This is a genomic window from Providencia sp. PROV267 (assembly GCF_028477825.1).
Lineage (GTDB): Bacteria > Pseudomonadota > Gammaproteobacteria > Enterobacterales > Enterobacteriaceae > Providencia > Providencia stuartii.
Map to the genome: position 1 here is coordinate 265,703 of NZ_JAMPLX010000009.1, position 15,702 is coordinate 281,404.

Annotated in this window: 15 protein-coding genes and 1 other annotated feature; of the genes, 7 read left to right on the forward strand and 8 right to left on the reverse strand. The window is 43.3% G+C overall.

Annotated elements, in window-relative coordinates:
* The first annotated feature begins 267 nt into the window (after positions 1-267).
* From yaaA to PR709_RS08185, 4 genes are all read left to right on the forward strand, one after another.
* Positions 268-1,044, forward strand: coding sequence for a peroxide stress protein YaaA (yaaA, locus tag PR709_RS08170; protein ID WP_004926740.1), 777 nt, complete (start codon positions 268-270; stop codon positions 1,042-1,044).
* 192 nt (positions 1,045-1,236) lie between these two features.
* A complete protein-coding gene (locus tag PR709_RS08175) occupies positions 1,237-2,232 on the forward strand; it encodes an aldo/keto reductase (protein ID WP_272570854.1) in 996 nt (331 codons plus the stop codon).
* A 308-nt stretch (positions 2,233-2,540) separates the two neighbouring features.
* Complete coding sequence (locus PR709_RS08180) at positions 2,541-2,759, forward strand: hypothetical protein (protein WP_150375995.1); 219 nt, start codon at positions 2,541-2,543, stop codon at positions 2,757-2,759.
* A 61-nt stretch (positions 2,760-2,820) separates the two neighbouring features.
* The gene (locus tag PR709_RS08185; protein WP_004926724.1) at positions 2,821-3,378 is read left to right on the forward strand and encodes a hypothetical protein; all 558 of its coding nucleotides are present in this window, start codon (positions 2,821-2,823) and stop codon (positions 3,376-3,378) included.
* A gap of 122 nt (positions 3,379-3,500) precedes the next feature.
* Here PR709_RS08185 and thrC read toward each other — a convergent pair whose 3' ends face one another.
* The 4 genes from thrC to thrL all read right to left on the reverse strand — a co-directional run bounded on the left by thrC (position 3,501) and on the right by thrL (position 8,342).
* Positions 3,501-4,793, reverse strand: coding sequence for a threonine synthase (thrC, locus tag PR709_RS08190; RefSeq protein WP_004926722.1), 1,293 nt, complete (start codon positions 4,791-4,793; stop codon positions 3,501-3,503).
* Between the two features lie 3 nt (positions 4,794-4,796).
* Positions 4,797-5,726, reverse strand: coding sequence for a homoserine kinase (thrB, locus tag PR709_RS08195; protein ID WP_150375997.1), 930 nt, complete (start codon positions 5,724-5,726; stop codon positions 4,797-4,799).
* A 3-nt stretch (positions 5,727-5,729) separates the two neighbouring features.
* Complete coding sequence (gene thrA / locus PR709_RS08200) at positions 5,730-8,189, reverse strand: bifunctional aspartate kinase/homoserine dehydrogenase I (protein ID WP_014656818.1); 2,460 nt, start codon at positions 8,187-8,189, stop codon at positions 5,730-5,732.
* Between the two features lie 24 nt (positions 8,190-8,213).
* Positions 8,214-8,335, reverse strand: a sequence feature (Thr leader region).
* Complete coding sequence (gene thrL / locus PR709_RS19565) at positions 8,274-8,342, reverse strand: thr operon leader peptide (RefSeq protein WP_071599685.1); 69 nt, start codon at positions 8,340-8,342, stop codon at positions 8,274-8,276. Its footprint overlaps the feature before it by 62 nt.
* Before the next feature lie 654 nt (positions 8,343-8,996).
* On the opposite strand from thrL, the gene arcA reads away from it, so the two are divergent.
* Positions 8,997-9,713, forward strand: coding sequence for a two-component system response regulator ArcA (gene arcA, locus PR709_RS08205; protein WP_004926714.1), 717 nt, complete (start codon positions 8,997-8,999; stop codon positions 9,711-9,713).
* Between the two features lie 104 nt (positions 9,714-9,817).
* Here the strand turns inward: arcA and creA are convergent, their stop codons facing one another.
* Complete coding sequence (gene creA, locus PR709_RS08210; RefSeq protein ID WP_014656819.1) at positions 9,818-10,294, reverse strand: protein CreA; 477 nt, start codon at positions 10,292-10,294, stop codon at positions 9,818-9,820.
* Between the two features lie 254 nt (positions 10,295-10,548).
* Here creA and robA point away from each other — a divergent pair, with 254 nt between their 5' ends.
* Positions 10,549-11,445 (forward strand): MDR efflux pump AcrAB transcriptional activator RobA, encoded by an 897-nt coding sequence (gene robA / locus PR709_RS08215; protein ID WP_004926707.1) that lies wholly within the window; start codon positions 10,549-10,551, stop codon positions 11,443-11,445.
* A gap of 173 nt (positions 11,446-11,618) precedes the next feature.
* Here robA and gpmB read toward each other — a convergent pair whose 3' ends face one another.
* Positions 11,619-12,266 carry a 2,3-diphosphoglycerate-dependent phosphoglycerate mutase GpmB gene (gene gpmB, locus PR709_RS08220; RefSeq protein WP_004926704.1) on the reverse strand — a complete coding sequence of 216 codons (648 nt, stop codon included), beginning with the start codon at positions 12,264-12,266 and terminating at the stop codon, positions 11,619-11,621.
* A gap of 52 nt (positions 12,267-12,318) precedes the next feature.
* Here gpmB and yjjX point away from each other — a divergent pair, with 52 nt between their 5' ends.
* On the forward strand, positions 12,319-12,855 hold the full coding sequence (yjjX, locus tag PR709_RS08225) for an inosine/xanthosine triphosphatase (RefSeq protein WP_004926699.1): 537 nt from the start codon (positions 12,319-12,321) through the stop codon (positions 12,853-12,855).
* A 182-nt stretch (positions 12,856-13,037) separates the two neighbouring features.
* Here yjjX and trpR read toward each other — a convergent pair whose 3' ends face one another.
* Positions 13,038-13,358: a trp operon repressor gene (gene trpR, locus PR709_RS08230; RefSeq protein WP_004926695.1), complete on the reverse strand. Its 321-nt coding sequence runs from the start codon at positions 13,356-13,358 to the stop codon at positions 13,038-13,040.
* Positions 13,359-13,428: 70 nt separating this feature from the next.
* Positions 13,429-15,345: a murein transglycosylase gene (gene sltY, locus PR709_RS08235; RefSeq protein ID WP_272570855.1), complete on the reverse strand. Its 1,917-nt coding sequence runs from the start codon at positions 15,343-15,345 to the stop codon at positions 13,429-13,431.
* Between the last annotated feature and the right edge of the window lie 357 nt (positions 15,346-15,702).

Sequence of the window (15,702 nt, forward strand, 5' to 3'; positions counted from 1 at the left end):
TATAAAGGAATTGAGGCAAACGCCGCACCGTACAATGATAATATCACGCATCCAAGTTGCTGCAAGCGACTAAAACTATTCTATAGCAACTAATTGATATGCAATCGTTTTCGCAATTTAAATTAAAACTGAATCCTTTTAGCTTCGAATAAGCATAATCACAGTACGACAAAATAGAAAAATTGTTTTTACTTATCTCACCGATTAGCTATTTAATGGCAATTTTTGTTAAAGTGGTCGTCATCATTTTATTATAGGGATCTTGCTATGCTCATCACAATCTCACCTGCCAAAACATTAGATTATGAAAGCCCGCTCGCAACACACTCTTTCACACAGCCTGAATTACTGAATGAGTCACAGCAACTGATTGAGGTTTGCCGCAAACTATCTCCAGCAGACATCTCAAGCTTAATGAAAATTAGCGATAAACTGGCTGGCCTCAATGCTGCACGTTTTGGTGAGTGGCATGCGGATTTCACGCCTGAAAATGCACGCCAAGCTATTCTTGCATTTAAAGGGGATGTGTATACAGGTATGCAAGCTGAAACATTTTCTGCACAGGACTTTGAGTTTGCCCAGCAGCATTTGCGTATCTTATCAGGGCTATATGGCTTATTACGCCCTCTCGATTTAATGCAGCCTTACCGCCTTGAAATGGGAACGCGCCTAAAAAACCCTCGAGGCAAAGATTTGTATGAATTTTGGGGCAATATCATCACCGACAAGCTCAACAAAGCGCTTGCGGATCAAGGCGATCATGTATTAGTCAACCTTGCCTCAGATGAATATTTTAAAGCCGTTAATAGCCAAAAATTAGATGGTGTCATCATAAAACCGGTCTTCCTTGACGAAAAAAATGGCAAATATAAAGTGATCAGTTTCTATGCTAAAAAAGCACGTGGTTTGATGAGCCGCTTTATTATTCAAAATAAGCTAACCAAAACAGATCAATTGGCTGATTTTAACCTTGAAGGTTACCAATTCGATGAGAGCCAATCCAAAGGAAATGAGCTGGTCTTTACCCGTCCTGAACAACATTAATCCCTTAAAATAAGGTGGTCGCTAGTGTGATCACCTAACTCACGACTCGGCAATATTGTCTCTTTTTTATCCTCCATCACATATTTACTAAAAATTTGTATTTTGGTTAAAAATTAGCATTGATTCACCATAGCGAAAATGACATTTGTGTCAGTATCGTTTAGGTCTCTGCCAACTATTTGGAGGTGAAGTATGCCTTATATTGCAAATACTGATCGTTACACGGATATGGAATATCGCCTATGTGGTCGCAGCGGGTTAAGGCTCCCACTAATCTCTTTAGGTCTTTGGCACAATTTTGGTTACAACAAATCCCCGGATAACTGCCGAGCCATGTTAAGGTATGCTTTTGACCATGGGATCACCCACTTTGATCTCGCCAATAATTATGGTCCTCCGCCGGGCGCAGCAGAAAACCTATTTGGACGAATACTCCAACAAGATTTTTTACCTTACCGAGATGAAATGATCATTTCATCAAAAGCTGGCTTTACCATGTGGGATGGCCCTTATGGTGATTGGGGCAGTAAAAAATATTTAATTGCCAGCCTTAATCAAAGCCTAAAACGCATGGGTCTAGATTATGTTGATATTTTTTATCACCATCGCCCAGATCCTGATACTCCTCTTGAAGAAACAATGGGCGCCCTTGATCTGATCGTACGCCAAGGTAAATCTCTGTATGTTGGGATCTCTAACTATCCTGCCGAGCTTGCAAAAGAAGCGATTGAGATCCTTAACCAATTAGGTACGCCTTGCCTAATCCATCAACCTAGATATTCCATGTTAGTCCGTGATCCAGAAGATGAATTACTTGATGTGCTTGAAGATGAAGGCGTCGGCTCCATAGCTTATTCGCCGCTTGCAGGTGGCATACTTACCGACCGTTACTTAAACGGTATTCCTGCCGATTCAAGGGCGGCAAGCAACCCTTCTCTTCCCCCAGAAAGGCTAACCTCCGCGGTACTCGCTCGGGTGAAAAAACTGAATGAACTTGCTTTGCAAAGAGGCCAAAAATTGAGCCAAATGTCCCTAGCCTGGGTATTACGCCACGATAGGATCACCTCTGTGCTCATTGGTGCAAGTCGAGTTAGCCAAATTGATGACGCTCTCGGTATGATGGCAAACCGCGAATTTACACCTGAAGAGCTAAAAACCATTGAACTTATCTTAGAAGACGCCATTTAGCGCTTATCCGCTGCTCCTTTGTATTCCGAGTATGAAGTGGCAGCGCCATACCAACTTCCCCCCTCAACACAAAAACAGTGATTAACTGTCTCGTGGCTTCTTTTTTGCTGATCGCAGGTCAATAAATTAATTTAATATTATTTAAAGGAATATATTAAATTAATTCACCGTTTAAATAAATAACCTCTTATAAATCAGGATATTTTAAATACAGCACATTCTAAAAGCTCACTTCTATTGATAAATAAAAATGAACAAATAAGCTGAAATAGCAGTTTGTTTAATTCATTTAACCAAGAGAATATTATATGAAAATAAAACATATCCTTATCGCTTCTCTGTTTACCCCTGCATTATCTTTCGCTTCTCTTACTCAATATCAACTCCTTGATATGCTAATGGATCCGACCTCAGTATCGAGCCAATACTTTGGCAATGGTGGTAACGGTGGTCATGGCGGAAACGGGGGTAACGGCGGCAATGGTGGTAACGGTGGCAATGGCGGCAACGGTGGTAATGGTCGGTAATTAACTCGTAATCTTATATGATTATTCCCCCCTTCTAAATGGAGGGGGGTCGGAGGAAACTATGCAACGAAAATGGCTTCTCACTATCAGCACGCTATTTTTCTTAACTCCCGCAATATCAAGCCATTCACTCAGTTACAACAATCCACTACACAGCACAACGCCACCACATGCGATTTCGAGTGAGCACAATATCTTTTATGTGAATCATGGTGGAAATGGAGGTAATGGTGCCAACGGCGGTAATGGGGGCAATGGACTCAATAATGGTAATGGAGGAGATGGGGGCCATGCACAGCCCGGCAGTAACGGTAATGGTGGTAATGGCGGTAGTGGCGGAATCAATGGCGGGAACGGGGGCCGAGGCGGTAATGGTGACGGCTACGGTAACGGGGGGAATGGCGGTAATGGTACAGGAAATGGTCACGGTGGAAACGGGGGGAATGGGGGTCATGGTGGCAACGGTGGTAACGGCGGTCATGGTTCAGGAAGTGGCAATGGCGGCAACGGTGGAGATGCAGGCCCAGAAGGAGGAAAAGGGGGTAAAGGAGGTCTCGGTGGACCAAATGGTGGCAGAAACGGCCTAGATGGTGCAAGTTCAAATCGCTCTACGCACTAGTCCTCTACTATACCGACTTTCGTGATCTCATCGTGTCATCAATATTTGAATCAATGAACTATTATCATTACGATAAATAGAAACGGAAGCATATCGCTTCCGTTTCATGGATCCAGAAATCGCTATTTAGGTGCACGTTCCATTAAGAAAGCCCTTAGCTTCGCAAAATCCGACGGCAAAAAGTGTGATAGCAGAGGTAGCTCAGCACGCTCAGCTAAAGCTTCTGGTAGAGGAAGTTGTTTATTCAAAATCGCCTCTACACTCTCTTTAAACTTAGCAGGATGCGCCGTTCCTAAGAACAAACCATACTCACCATCTTGTAATTGATCGCGTAAAACACGGTAAGCGACAGCTGCGTGCGGCTCAGATACATACCCTTTTTTATCTAACTCACGCACCGTTTCTTTAGTCACCTCATCGGTCACCGCTCCATAACCAAGCTCTTTCAGAGACCACCCTTTACGACGGAATAGCTCCTCAATACGCGGCCAGTTATTAGGTTGGCTCACATCCATCGCATTCGATAAAGTCGCAACGGTTTGATGTGGTTTCCACTCCCCACCTTCAAGGTAACGAGGAACCGTATCATTGACGTTAGTTGCAGCAATAAAGCGTTTAATCGGTAAGCCCAGTGATTTAGCAAGTAAGCCCGCAGTTAAATCACCAAAATTACCACTTGGAACAGAAATAACGAGTTGCTCACGCTTCTCAGCAGGGATTTGAGCAACCGCTTCAAAGTAGTAACAAATTTGTGCTAACAAACGGCTAATGTTGATTGAGTTCGCTGAGTTTAAATGCAATGCTTTTTTCAGCGCCTCATCATCAAAAGATTGTTTGACCAAGGCTTGGCAGGCATCAAAGTCATCTTTGATTGCAACCGTGTGAATGTTTTCACCTAGGGTACAAAAGAGCTTTTCTTGTAGTGGGCTGATCTTACCTTCTGGATAGAGAATAACCACTTGCACATTATTTAAACGGTAAAATGCATGTGCAACCGCCGCCCCTGTATCCCCAGAGGTTGCAGTTAAAATAGTCACAGGCTGGTCACCAGCAACTTGGGCAAGTGCTTGAGCCATAAAACGGCCACCAAAGTCTTTAAAGGCGAGTGTTGGACCATGGTATAGCTCTAGTGTCGCTACATCTTGCTCAACTTGAGTAACAGGAGCAGGGAATGCAAAAGCTTCTTTGACGCGAGCCGCCAGCTCAGCTTCAGGGATCTCATCACCAATAAATGCCGTTAAAATACGGCTACTACGAGTGACAAAATCCAGTTTTAGTAGCTCATCAATTTCAGCAGCGCTAAACTCTGGCAAATCTTGTGGGAAGAATAGACCTTGTTGTTTGCCCAATCCCTGTTTTACTGCCTGTGCGAAGCTCACTTGCTCGCTATTATCTTTCAAGTTATACAGTTTCATTGTTTACCCTATTGTCCTTGCCCCTGTGAGATCCAAACGGCAGATATGCACAAAGCCTTCATCATTTTGAACATAATGTTGTTGTAGATAATCGGCCATTTTTTCAGCGATTTGTTTATCATCACAAATGGCAAATAGTGTCGGCCCAGAACCAGAAATACCACATGCAAGTGCACCAATTTCATAAGCATTCTTACGCGCCTCGGCAAACCCAGGAAGTAGCTGTGTTCGATAAGGTTCAGCTACGACATCTTGGATCATAGCCGCGGCAAGCTTTGGTTGGCCTGTATGGCAAGCATGGATAAAGCCCGATAAATAACGCCCATGATTAACAATATCATGGCGAGGATAACTATTTGGCAAAATAGCTCGCGCTTCCGCGGTAGAAACCTTGATCCCCGGATACGCCATCACCCAATACCAATTCTCGAAAGCGGGAACAGGTTGAGAAATAATTCCGTTTTGCTCAATAATCAGTTGTAAGCCACCTAGGTAACAAGGAGCCACATTATCGTAATGTACACTGCCTGAAATACGCCCTTCTAGCTCCCCCATCATACTTAATAACGTGGTCTCATCAAAAGGCTGACCGGCAAACTCATTCAGTGCCATCAGTGCCGCAACAACAGAACATGCACTGGAGCCAAGCCCTGAACCAATAGGCATGTTTTTTTCGAGAGTCATCGCAACATTAAGCGGTTTACCAAAGCGTTCGCAAAACAGTTCCCAACATTGGTAAACAATATTATGTTCATTTTTTTTCGGTAATTTTGCGACAAAGCGGCCTTTATTCGTCAAAGAAAAGCTCTCAGCCGCTTCAACAGTGACACAATCCCCTAACAGCGTTCCATCTGCTGGCGATACCGCCGCGCCTAATACATCAAACCCGACACTAACATTACCAATTGAAGCGGGCGCATAAACTTTAATCACTTATTAGACTCCCAATTTCCATGATAGAGTACGCAACATATCTGCAAATACGCCGGCTGCGGTAACATCATTACCTGCTCCATAGCCCCTGAGTACTAAAGGAATTGGCTGGTAATAGCGCGTATAGAAAGCCAATGCGTTTTCGCCATTTTTGACCTTGAAGAGCGGATCATTGCCATCAACCGCAACGATTTTCACTTGGCAGCGTCCTTCTTCTATCAATCCGACATAGCGTAACACTTTTTCTTCTGCTTCTGCTGCTTTTATACGCTCAGCAAACGGCTGATCAAGTTGCGGTAAGCGAGCCATAAATTCAGTCACATCGCCACTGCTATCAAACTCCGCAGGTAATACGGGTTCGATTTCAATATCTTCTAGCTCTAATTCATAACCGGCTTCACGCGCGAGGATCAACAGCTTACGTGCGACATCCATGCCTGACAAATCATCGCGAGGATCTGGCTCGGTAAACCCTTTCTCTTTAGCTAGAGCCGTCGCTTCAGATAAAGACATCCCTTCGTCGAGTTTGCCAAAAATAAAGGAGAGTGATCCAGAAAGAATACCGCTAAAGTGAACTAGCTCATCACCCGCATTCAGGAGATTCTGTAAGTTTTCAATCACAGGCAACCCCGCACCAACGTTAGTGTCATAAAGGAACTTACGTTTTGATACTTCACACGCGGAGCGTAATTGGCGGTAATACTCCATTGATAAGGTGTTAGCTTTTTTGTTAGGTGTCACAACGTTAAAGCCGTCTTTTAAGAAACTGACATACTGCTGGGCAATTTCTTGGTTAGAAGTACAATCGATGATCACTGGATTGAGAAAGTGATATTCACGCTCCAATCTGATCAAGCGGCTCAGGCTAAATGGCTCGGTCGCTTGCGCCAACTCTTCTTTCCAATTATCAAGAGAGATGCCTTGCATATTCGTCAACATTGCTCGTGAGTTGGCGATCCCACAAACGCGTAAATCGATATGCTTTTGTTTCAGCCATTGCTGTTGACGATGGATTTGCTCAATCAGTGCGTTTCCTACCCCACCCACACCGATAATGAAGGCTTCAATGACTTGCTCAGCATTGAATAGCATTTGATGGCATAAACGAACCGCCGTGGTTGCTGCTTCATTGGCAATGACTGCCGAAATTGAACGTTCAGACGAACCTTGGGCAATCGCCACAATATTGATATTACCGCGTGTTAATGCCGAGAAGAAACGCGCTGAAATCCCTTTTAGAGTACGCATGCCGTCGCCAACGACCGAAATAATGGCTAACTGCTCCATGACATCAAGAGGGTCTAAGACGCCATCTTTTAATTCTAAATAGAATTCTTCTTCCAAGGCAGCACGTGCACGTACTAATTCCCCTTGAGGCACACAGAAGCTAATGCTGTATTCCGATGATGACTGCGTAATAAGTACAACCGAGATCCCCTTACGTGACATCACAGAGAAGATACGTGCAGCCATACCAACCATTCCTTTCATGCCGGGGCCTGAAACGTTGATCATCGCCATGTTATTCAGGTTGGTGATCCCTTTAACAGGAGTGCTGTCATCTGTTTGTCCATCCCCGATCAATGTACCCGGAGCACTGAGGTTAGTGGTGTTTTTGATAAGGCAAGGAATTTGGAATTGTGCGATTGGTGCTATGGTGCGCGGGTGCAGTACTTTTGCACCAAAGTAGGATAACTCCATCGCCTCTTGATAGGACATCCCTTTTAATAGGCGTGCATCAGGCACTAAACGTGGGTCACAAGTATATACCCCATCCACATCGGTCCAAATTTCGCAGCATTCAGCACGTAAACAAGCCGCTAATACTGCCGCGGAATAATCGGAGCCGTTACGCCCTAATACGACCAATTCGCCTTTATCATTCCCCGCAGTAAAACCTGCCATTAATACAAAGTGGTCTTTAGGGATGTTTAATTCCTTAATACGTTTAGTTGACTCATTAATATCAACAGTGGACTCAAGATAATGACCGACGGCTAATAAATTTTCGACAGGATTAATCACCGTGACTTTGTGCCCGCGTGCTGTTAGCACAGACTCCATAATGGCAATAGAGAGTTTTTCACCACGGCAAATAATTGAGGCGTTAATGCTATCAGGGCATTGGCCTAGAAGAGTAATACCATGCAGTACTTGTTTGATCTGTGCGAATTCTTGTTCAGTGAGTTTTTTCAGTCTATCGTAATCAAAACCGGGTTGTTTTTCTTTTAATCCTTTTAATAAGTTCGCAAAAATCATTTCTGCATCATTCACATGCGTGATGACATCCTGACCTGCAACCGTTTTATCAATCATTGCGACCAAATGGTTAGTGATTTTTGCTGGTGCAGATAGCACCAACGCCACTTGCCCATCGGCCAATTTACTTTCAGCGATGTCAGCAACATTCAGTACTCGTTCGTCATTTGCAACCGAAGTACCGCCAAATTTAAGCACACGCATGGTATTTCTCTCCTGATTTAACACCAAAAAAAAGCCCACATCTGATTGGATGCGGGCTTTTTCGTTTTTTATTTTTTGGATGCGTCAGCCCGCCCCGTTTCCTGTGGTTACGGTGGTGGTAATAATAATCGTAGTCAGGCTGATGTTACGCATAGATTTCTGTCTGTCTCTTGATTCGTTACTTGCTCCCTATACGGTTAAAGCAATTGCCCAAAAATGTCAAATTTATTTGCAAAAAAAGCCCGTTATTCAAAGCGTGACCTATCAAAAATTATCCTATTTTCTCAACAAAATTTAATCACAAATGAATAGGCCTCACAATTTGCTAATTTAAAAAACCAAAAAATTAACAATTGTCAGATTAAAATATCCATAAACTTTTTTTTAGCGTTAGCTTGAATAGTTGGCCATTTTTCACCCAAACGCATCGTTTGAGTAAACAAAGAATAAAAAACTTTTACTCTTTATCTGATAGTTAAACAGCCATTGAATCGGTAAGATTTTCTTCCTAACAAATTTTGTTAACGTGCTACAATTGATTTTGATATGTATCAACAAAAGTTATTTTTTTAGGTGGTAAATGCAGTATTAGCTGTTATATTGCTGTTAACAGCCCAACGTTGGGAAGGTGCCTAAATTTTGATTCAATTTAGAATCTGATGACGATAGAGGCGACAAAATAACCTTGACTCGAAAACATATTTATAACCCATAGACGCGTCGTTCCAGTAAAATAAAATCAAAACCACCTAATTTGGAAGCGGCTTATGAGTTCACAATTTTATTTTAAAACTTTAGGTAGCAAATATGCAGACCCCACACATTTTAATTGTTGAAGATGAGATTGTCACACGCAATACGCTGAAAAGTATCTTTGAGGCTGAAGGCTATGTAGTTCACGAAGCCACTGATGGCGAAGAGATGCACAATGTTCTGTCCGAGCATGACATCAACCTCGTTATCATGGATATTAACCTACCCGGTAAAAACGGCCTTCTCCTTGCGCGTGAATTACGTGAGCAAGAAAGTATTGCACTGATGTTCCTAACAGGCCGTGATAATGAGGTGGATAAGATCCTTGGCCTAGAAATTGGTGCGGATGATTATATCACCAAGCCATTTAACCCTCGCGAGCTGACTATCCGTGCACGCAACCTGCTATCTCGTACTATGAATTTAGCTGGTGGCACTGAAGAGCGCCGTTTAGTCGAAAGCTATAAATTTAATGGTTGGGAGCTCGACATCAACAGTCGCTCACTGATCAGCCCTGCTGGCGAACACTACAAATTACCTCGTAGCGAATTCCGCGCTATGCTACATTTTTGTGAGAACCCAGGCAAAATTCAAACTCGCGCCGATTTGTTGAAGAAAATGACAGGCCGTGAGCTTAAGCCTCATGATAGAACGGTCGACGTCACTATCCGTCGTATTCGTAAACATTTCGAATCAACGCCTGATACCCCAGAAATCATCGCAACAATCCACGGTGAGGGTTATCGCTTTTGTGGTGATCTCGACGAATAATCCCGCCATCGTTCGATAAAGACCGATGAATAAATAACCCCCAATAATTTCATTATTGGGGGTTATTTTATGCGGGAAGAGCACCTGTAGACCCACTTAAAGACTTACCATGGCATAATAGGTACAGCGCTTAGTGCATTCTTCGGTGAGCCATCAATCATCTTGTCTGAATAAGTCAAATAAACAAGCGCATTGCGTTTGGGATCATAAAAACGTACTACCTGCAACTTTTTGAATACTAATGAAGTCCGTTTTTGGAAAACAACGTGCGGTTTTTTCGGTGAACGTTTGATCCGTTCATTCAGTTCAATCGGACCAACTTGTTGGCAAGATATCGCCGCATCAGAAGTATCTTCTGCTAAACCAAGCCCACCTTTAATCCCCCCCGTCTTCGAACGGCTTAAGTAGCAGGTCACATTTTCAACATCGGGATCATCAAAAGCTTCAACAACAATTTTATGGTCAGGGCCAAATACTTTAAAAACGGTATCTACCGAGCCAATTTCTTCCGCAAACGTCGCAAAGGGTAATGCAGACAACAGTGATGCCAATACGATCTTTTTCAACTTGCAAAAATGCATACAAATTTCCTTTTCAACCAGAAGACTTAGCCTCTTTGTTATATACTTTTTAAACAATTCGAGTGACATTTCAGCCATTATTAACCATAAGGCAGCCTGAAATATGACAAGTATAAAAGAAGTTAATCATTTTCTTTACAACTAAATGGTAAATACAACTCTTTTACTATAAACGAAAAAGGTAACTTGATATAGAATAGGCGTTCCTTGATAACCTATATCTGTTTTTTAAGTCTTATTGACTAGGGATATACATGGATCAAACAAATATTATTCGTGACCTTCTTCGCTGGATCGATGATAACCTAGATAAACCTCTATCACTCGATAATGTTGCGGCAAAAGCTGGCTACTCCAAATGGCATTTACAACGGATGTTCAAAGAGGTGACTGACCAAGCAATTGGCGCCTATATTCGTGCTCGACGGCTATCTCGCGCTGCTGTAGCTTTACGACTGACCAGCCGTCCGATTCTTGATATCGCGTTACAATATCGCTTTGACTCACAGCAAACTTTTACCCGCGCGTTTAAGAAACAATTTAACATCACCCCTGCTTACTATCGTCGTAGCGATGAGTGGTGTGCCACGGGTATTTGTCCACCTATTATTTTAGATGAACATAAACATTTAGATTATGAGTTCGTCGAGATGCAGGAGCAGCCTTTAGTGGGGCTTGAGCAAAGCTGTTCTTATGCGCTAGAAGAGTGGTCAACCGCCTGTTCACAGATGCGCCAAACTTTCTGGCACTACTATTTAGAACATACAACCTCGATTGCCTCTGAGGTCTTCGGCTTACACCACGCGATTCATAACGCCGATAAAGAAGATGAGCAGACGGTGTTCTATACCACCGCAGTAAAACCTGAAGATGCAAGTTTTAACAATGCAGAATATAGCCATCTCACTATTCCCGCTGGAGAATATGTGAAGTTTAGCTTTAGCGGTGAAGCAACGCGCGCAGCAATGCAAGAGTTCTTATATCAGATTTATGGCGTCTATCTGCCTAAGCTCAATATCACGCGCCGACCTGGCTATGATATCGAACACTATAAACTCAAAAATGTTGAGTTACGTCATATAGACCATAAAAATGATGACCCGAAATCGCATGTTGCGGCCTTTGATTACTATGTGCCGATAAAACGTTAATAATTTGGAGTTTCAATGGCTCGTTATCTTTCCAAGCTGTGGCATCATGGACTGTCCTAGCTAGCCGAGTCACATATTATTTATGTTCCCGACTATCTCCGTTAGTCTCCTAGCTGCAACTCGAATAAGTTAGAATCTATCATTGTTGGAACTCCAAATTTACACGGTCTCAACTACGCTTGCTGTTCATCTAACGCAGGCTGAGTAAGGTGGGTAACCTCACCAGTACTTTCAACGATCCAACCATTTGCGAGCCAAGGGCTGTTTTGGTAATCCACGCGTGAAATTGAGCAATTACGTAAGCGCAAGCGGCGTTCTGAATAAGCTGGAACCCCTAAAATACGGCTAACTAGCGTACTCAATGCGATCCCGTGGCTGACTAAAAGTGGTCGACTCCCTTTTGGTAGATCGAGGCAACTGTTGAGAGCGGCATACATACGCTGATACAGCTCTTCCATCGATTCACCGTTTGGAATACGCCCACCTTCTGTGCCATCAATAAGGCTTTTACGCCACTGCTCTTCTTGCTCTGTCAGGCTTTCTATTTCGCGCTGTTCCAGAACCCCCATATTTAATTCACGAAGACGAGGTTCTATGATAATTTCACAACGGCAAACATCCGCAATTATTTGTGCAGTTTCGCGTGTGCGTCCCATATCACTAGTGATAATATGAGTAATGCCTTCTGATTTCATCCTTTCGGCAACTTGCCTTGCTTGCAGACGTCCAGTGGCCGTGAGTGGGCTATCAGATTGGCCCTGTATACGACGTGCCACGTTCCATTCGGTTTCACCGTGGCGAACAAGATAAACCTGTAACATAGATGTGTTCCGTTATTACTTTGCGAAATATGTGTTCAAAGGAAAATAATTAATGTACCAAGTTATAGCTGCAACGACTAATCCTGCCAAAATTAAAGCGATTCATCTTGCTTTCGATGCTGTTTTTGGGCCAGGCACTTATCAAGTAGAAGATATTAACGTTGATAGCAGCGTTCCACAGCAACCTATCGGTAATAATGAAACCCGCACAGGCGCAAGGCAACGTGTAATGGCATCAAGGCAAGTTCGCCCAGAGGCCGATTTTTGGGTCGGGATTGAAGCTGGCATTGATGAAGATATGACCTTTGCATGGATTGTTATTGAACATAAACAGATCCGTGGTGAATCACGTTCAGCGAGTATCATGATCCCAGAAAAAATCCTTGCGGGTATCCGTGAAGGGCGTGAGCTTGGTGACGAAATGGCAGATTTAACTGGCATCGATAACATCAAACAACAAGGCGGTGCCATCGGCTTTTTTACTAACGGGGTACTAACACGCACCAGTGTCTACCAACAAGCACTGATACTGGCGCTGGTTCCCATTAAGCATGAAATTTATAAAGAGCTAAACCAGATAGAAGATTAATTATAACGAAAAAATAACAATAGGGGCAGTCTTTGCCCCTATTTGTCTATATTAATGACACAAATCACACAATTAACACTGACAACTCATCATCTTGAGTCAGTATGGACTGATGCTCAACTCGGCTCCCTGTCATGGAGTAACGTGTATAGAGTGCTCTGTGTTCAACGAATGTGCAGTGGCTATTTTAGCAATTGCGCTTCTAACCACTCTTTTACAGGCTGAGGTGCCGATTTTAAACTATTTGAGCCGCGTGTGATGGTAGCGATACCCACCCCAAGTTCATTTTTTAATTCCCTTTGGCTCATTTCACCACGCATCAACTCTTGCACAATTCTGACTCGAGTCGCAAGCGCCGTTCGTTCATCGGGTGTCAGCAACAATTGTAATATGGGATGTTGTAAGTCTTGCTCAAACGCAAGCTGTAGCAATTTAACAAAGCGTTGCCAATCATCGTTCTCATCGGTAGTGAGTGCTGGGTCATTCAGGTGATTTGCAGTCATGTTATCCAACCATACTATTTAACTAGTACAAATGATAACACACTATTTGGCAAATCACCTGTAAAACCTACTAATACTTCATTAACCACTCGTTATCGGTCAATACAGGCCCATGTTGTCCCATAAAGTAACGGTAGAATACGTCATAAGAGAGCACATTTTTCACATAGCCTCGTGTTTCTGAAAAAGGAATACTCTCGACAAAGGCAACAGCATCAAGACGACCGCTACTATTACCTAACCAACGCGTGACCCTTGATGGCCCAGCGTTATAAGCCGCACTTGATAGGATACGGTTATTAGAGAACTGCTGATAAACATCATCTAAGTAAGCCGTACCGATTTCAATATTCTTAACTGGGTTCACCAATTGGCTTGTATTGACATAACCATCAATTCCTTGCTTCTGTACCGTATGCTTCGCCGTCGCTGGCATGAGCTGCATTAGCCCCGTCGCCCCAACAGGGGATTTGGCTTGTGGGTTCCATGCACTCTCTTGACGAGCAATCGCCATGGCATAACTTTTAGAAATCGTTTTACCTTTTGTGTAGTGTTCAAACTCTTTTTCCCACGCTAATGGGAAACGTTCTTCTAAATGATTCCACAACTTCGCTTGGATAGTTGCTTGCACACTTAAATCCGCCCAATTGTTATCAAACGCATAACGGGCAAGCTGCTCTTGCTGATTTGGTGGTAGTGAAGCGACTAAACTTACCCATTCGGTACGAGCAAGATTGTCCATTTCCCAATACATTAATTCACGTACACGCTGGATTTCTGCTAACTTATCTAGCTGTTGGCTATCCGGTTTTTCAGCCGTTTTAATATACAGAGGGTATTCTGTGTTTAATTTTTGTGCTGCCACCATTGGGTAGAAGCCTCTGCCCTCGATGAGTTTGCGTAGAATGGCTTCACCTTCTGCTTTTTTGCCTTCATTCATTAAGGTGATGGCCTGCCAATATTGCCACTCATCTTTATGCCGTGCATCAGCGGGAAGCTGTTTCAGCCATTTTGCCACTCCTGCTTTATCCCCAGCACCAAGTGCTAAGCGAATACGGCGCTCTTTTAGGGCTGTTGAATCAGTTTCACTGATCACCTCATCGCGCCAGTTTTCTTGCTCAGGTGTGACCGCCCCCATATATTGCCAAGCAACACTATCTTTTAATTTTTGAGTTTCGGCAAAATTCATTTTTTGCGCGTTACTGATCCCCTTTAACGCGGCTCGTGCCTGATCTGGCGATTGGCGCGCATAACGGCTAAATGCAGCTATCGTGGCTTGACGTGAAAAATCGGTCGGTGTCATCGTCTTAGCAAAAGAGGTAACCGATGCAGGATCATTTTGCAGCTTCACTAATGCATCACCAATCGTCCTATAACTTGGTGGCAGACGCTTCGCTAAATAGGTAGCCATTGAGGTATTACCTGCATCAATGGCAAGGTGGATCCGTTCAAGGATCATTTCCGGTGTTAAATGGCCGGCTTTTTCCCACTCATTAAACAATTTATCGCAAGCGGCAGGCATTGAACGCCCATTAAGCCAAGATTTCTCCGCCCCTTGCCAAGCGAGCGTTTTATTGCCTGTAGCCCAATTAGCATAGAAATAGTTACATTTCGCCTCCGCAGGCATAGGCTCTTTAGGGCTGAATGCCAGCAAAGATTGCCACTCTTGGCGACGAGCAAGTTCATTCACAAAGCGATTTTTTAACGTTTTTGCGACTGGTAATGTCGGGTGAGCGTCAATAAATGCTTGTACTTGACTCGGCGAAATAATATCGAGGTCTTGCGTTAACTCTCGATATTCTAAATAAGGGTACAATGGATACGTTTGTAATGTCGGCAATAAACGTTCAACTTCATCCATTTGCTTGGCATCCCAAGCTTGTTTGATGGCTTGATAACGCTCTCGCTGAGCCTGTAAAGAGTCTGCCCATACCGTCGTCGATACCAACATCATGGCAATCGGCACTGCCATCAAGAATTTTTTCATACTGACTATTTCCCTATTCCCGCGCTGCTCTAAATTTTTCGCTTCTATAACTATACTCGAAATTATTCGAGTTGCATGTAGGTGTTCAGTGAAGTTTTCCCAAAAGCCCCCATCAACTCATCGGTTTGAGTCACTAAACACAACTTGTATTGATATGGCCTGAAATATAATGCGTATCAGGTGGATACAACTTTGTTAAACGATTTTTATCAATATAAAATCTTTAGGTTGAAAGCAACAGGAGTGTTCTTGAAATTAACGCCTTGATAGAGAGCAGCCTCTTTCTATACGTCAAAACACCTAGTAAAATAGTGGTTAATCCACCGAATAGACTACGCTGAATCACGTAAAATGATG

Excerpts from the sequence above, each read along its gene's own strand:
- PR709_RS08175 (WP_272570854.1), top strand. The coding sequence starts at position 1,237 with ATGCCTTATATTGCAAATACTGATCGTTACACGGATATGGAATATCGC.
- yaaA (WP_004926740.1), top strand. The coding sequence starts at position 268 with ATGCTCATCACAATCTCACCTGCCAAAACATTAGATTATGAAAGCCCG.
- trpR (WP_004926695.1), bottom strand. The coding sequence starts at position 13,358 with ATGACTGCAAATCACCTGAATGACCCAGCACTCACTACCGATGAGAAC.
- thrA (WP_014656818.1), bottom strand. The coding sequence starts at position 8,189 with ATGCGTGTGCTTAAATTTGGCGGTACTTCGGTTGCAAATGACGAACGA.
- sltY (WP_272570855.1), bottom strand. The coding sequence starts at position 15,345 with ATGAAAAAATTCTTGATGGCAGTGCCGATTGCCATGATGTTGGTATCG.
- gpmB (WP_004926704.1), bottom strand. The coding sequence starts at position 12,266 with ATGTTACAGGTTTATCTTGTTCGCCACGGTGAAACCGAATGGAACGTG.
- yjjX (WP_004926699.1), top strand. The coding sequence starts at position 12,319 with ATGTACCAAGTTATAGCTGCAACGACTAATCCTGCCAAAATTAAAGCG.
- thrC (WP_004926722.1), bottom strand. The coding sequence starts at position 4,793 with ATGAAACTGTATAACTTGAAAGATAATAGCGAGCAAGTGAGCTTCGCA.
- arcA (WP_004926714.1), top strand. The coding sequence starts at position 8,997 with ATGCAGACCCCACACATTTTAATTGTTGAAGATGAGATTGTCACACGC.
- PR709_RS08185 (WP_004926724.1), top strand. The coding sequence starts at position 2,821 with ATGCAACGAAAATGGCTTCTCACTATCAGCACGCTATTTTTCTTAACT.
- creA (WP_014656819.1), bottom strand. The coding sequence starts at position 10,294 with ATGCATTTTTGCAAGTTGAAAAAGATCGTATTGGCATCACTGTTGTCT.
- PR709_RS08180 (WP_150375995.1), top strand. The coding sequence starts at position 2,541 with ATGAAAATAAAACATATCCTTATCGCTTCTCTGTTTACCCCTGCATTA.
- robA (WP_004926707.1), top strand. The coding sequence starts at position 10,549 with ATGGATCAAACAAATATTATTCGTGACCTTCTTCGCTGGATCGATGAT.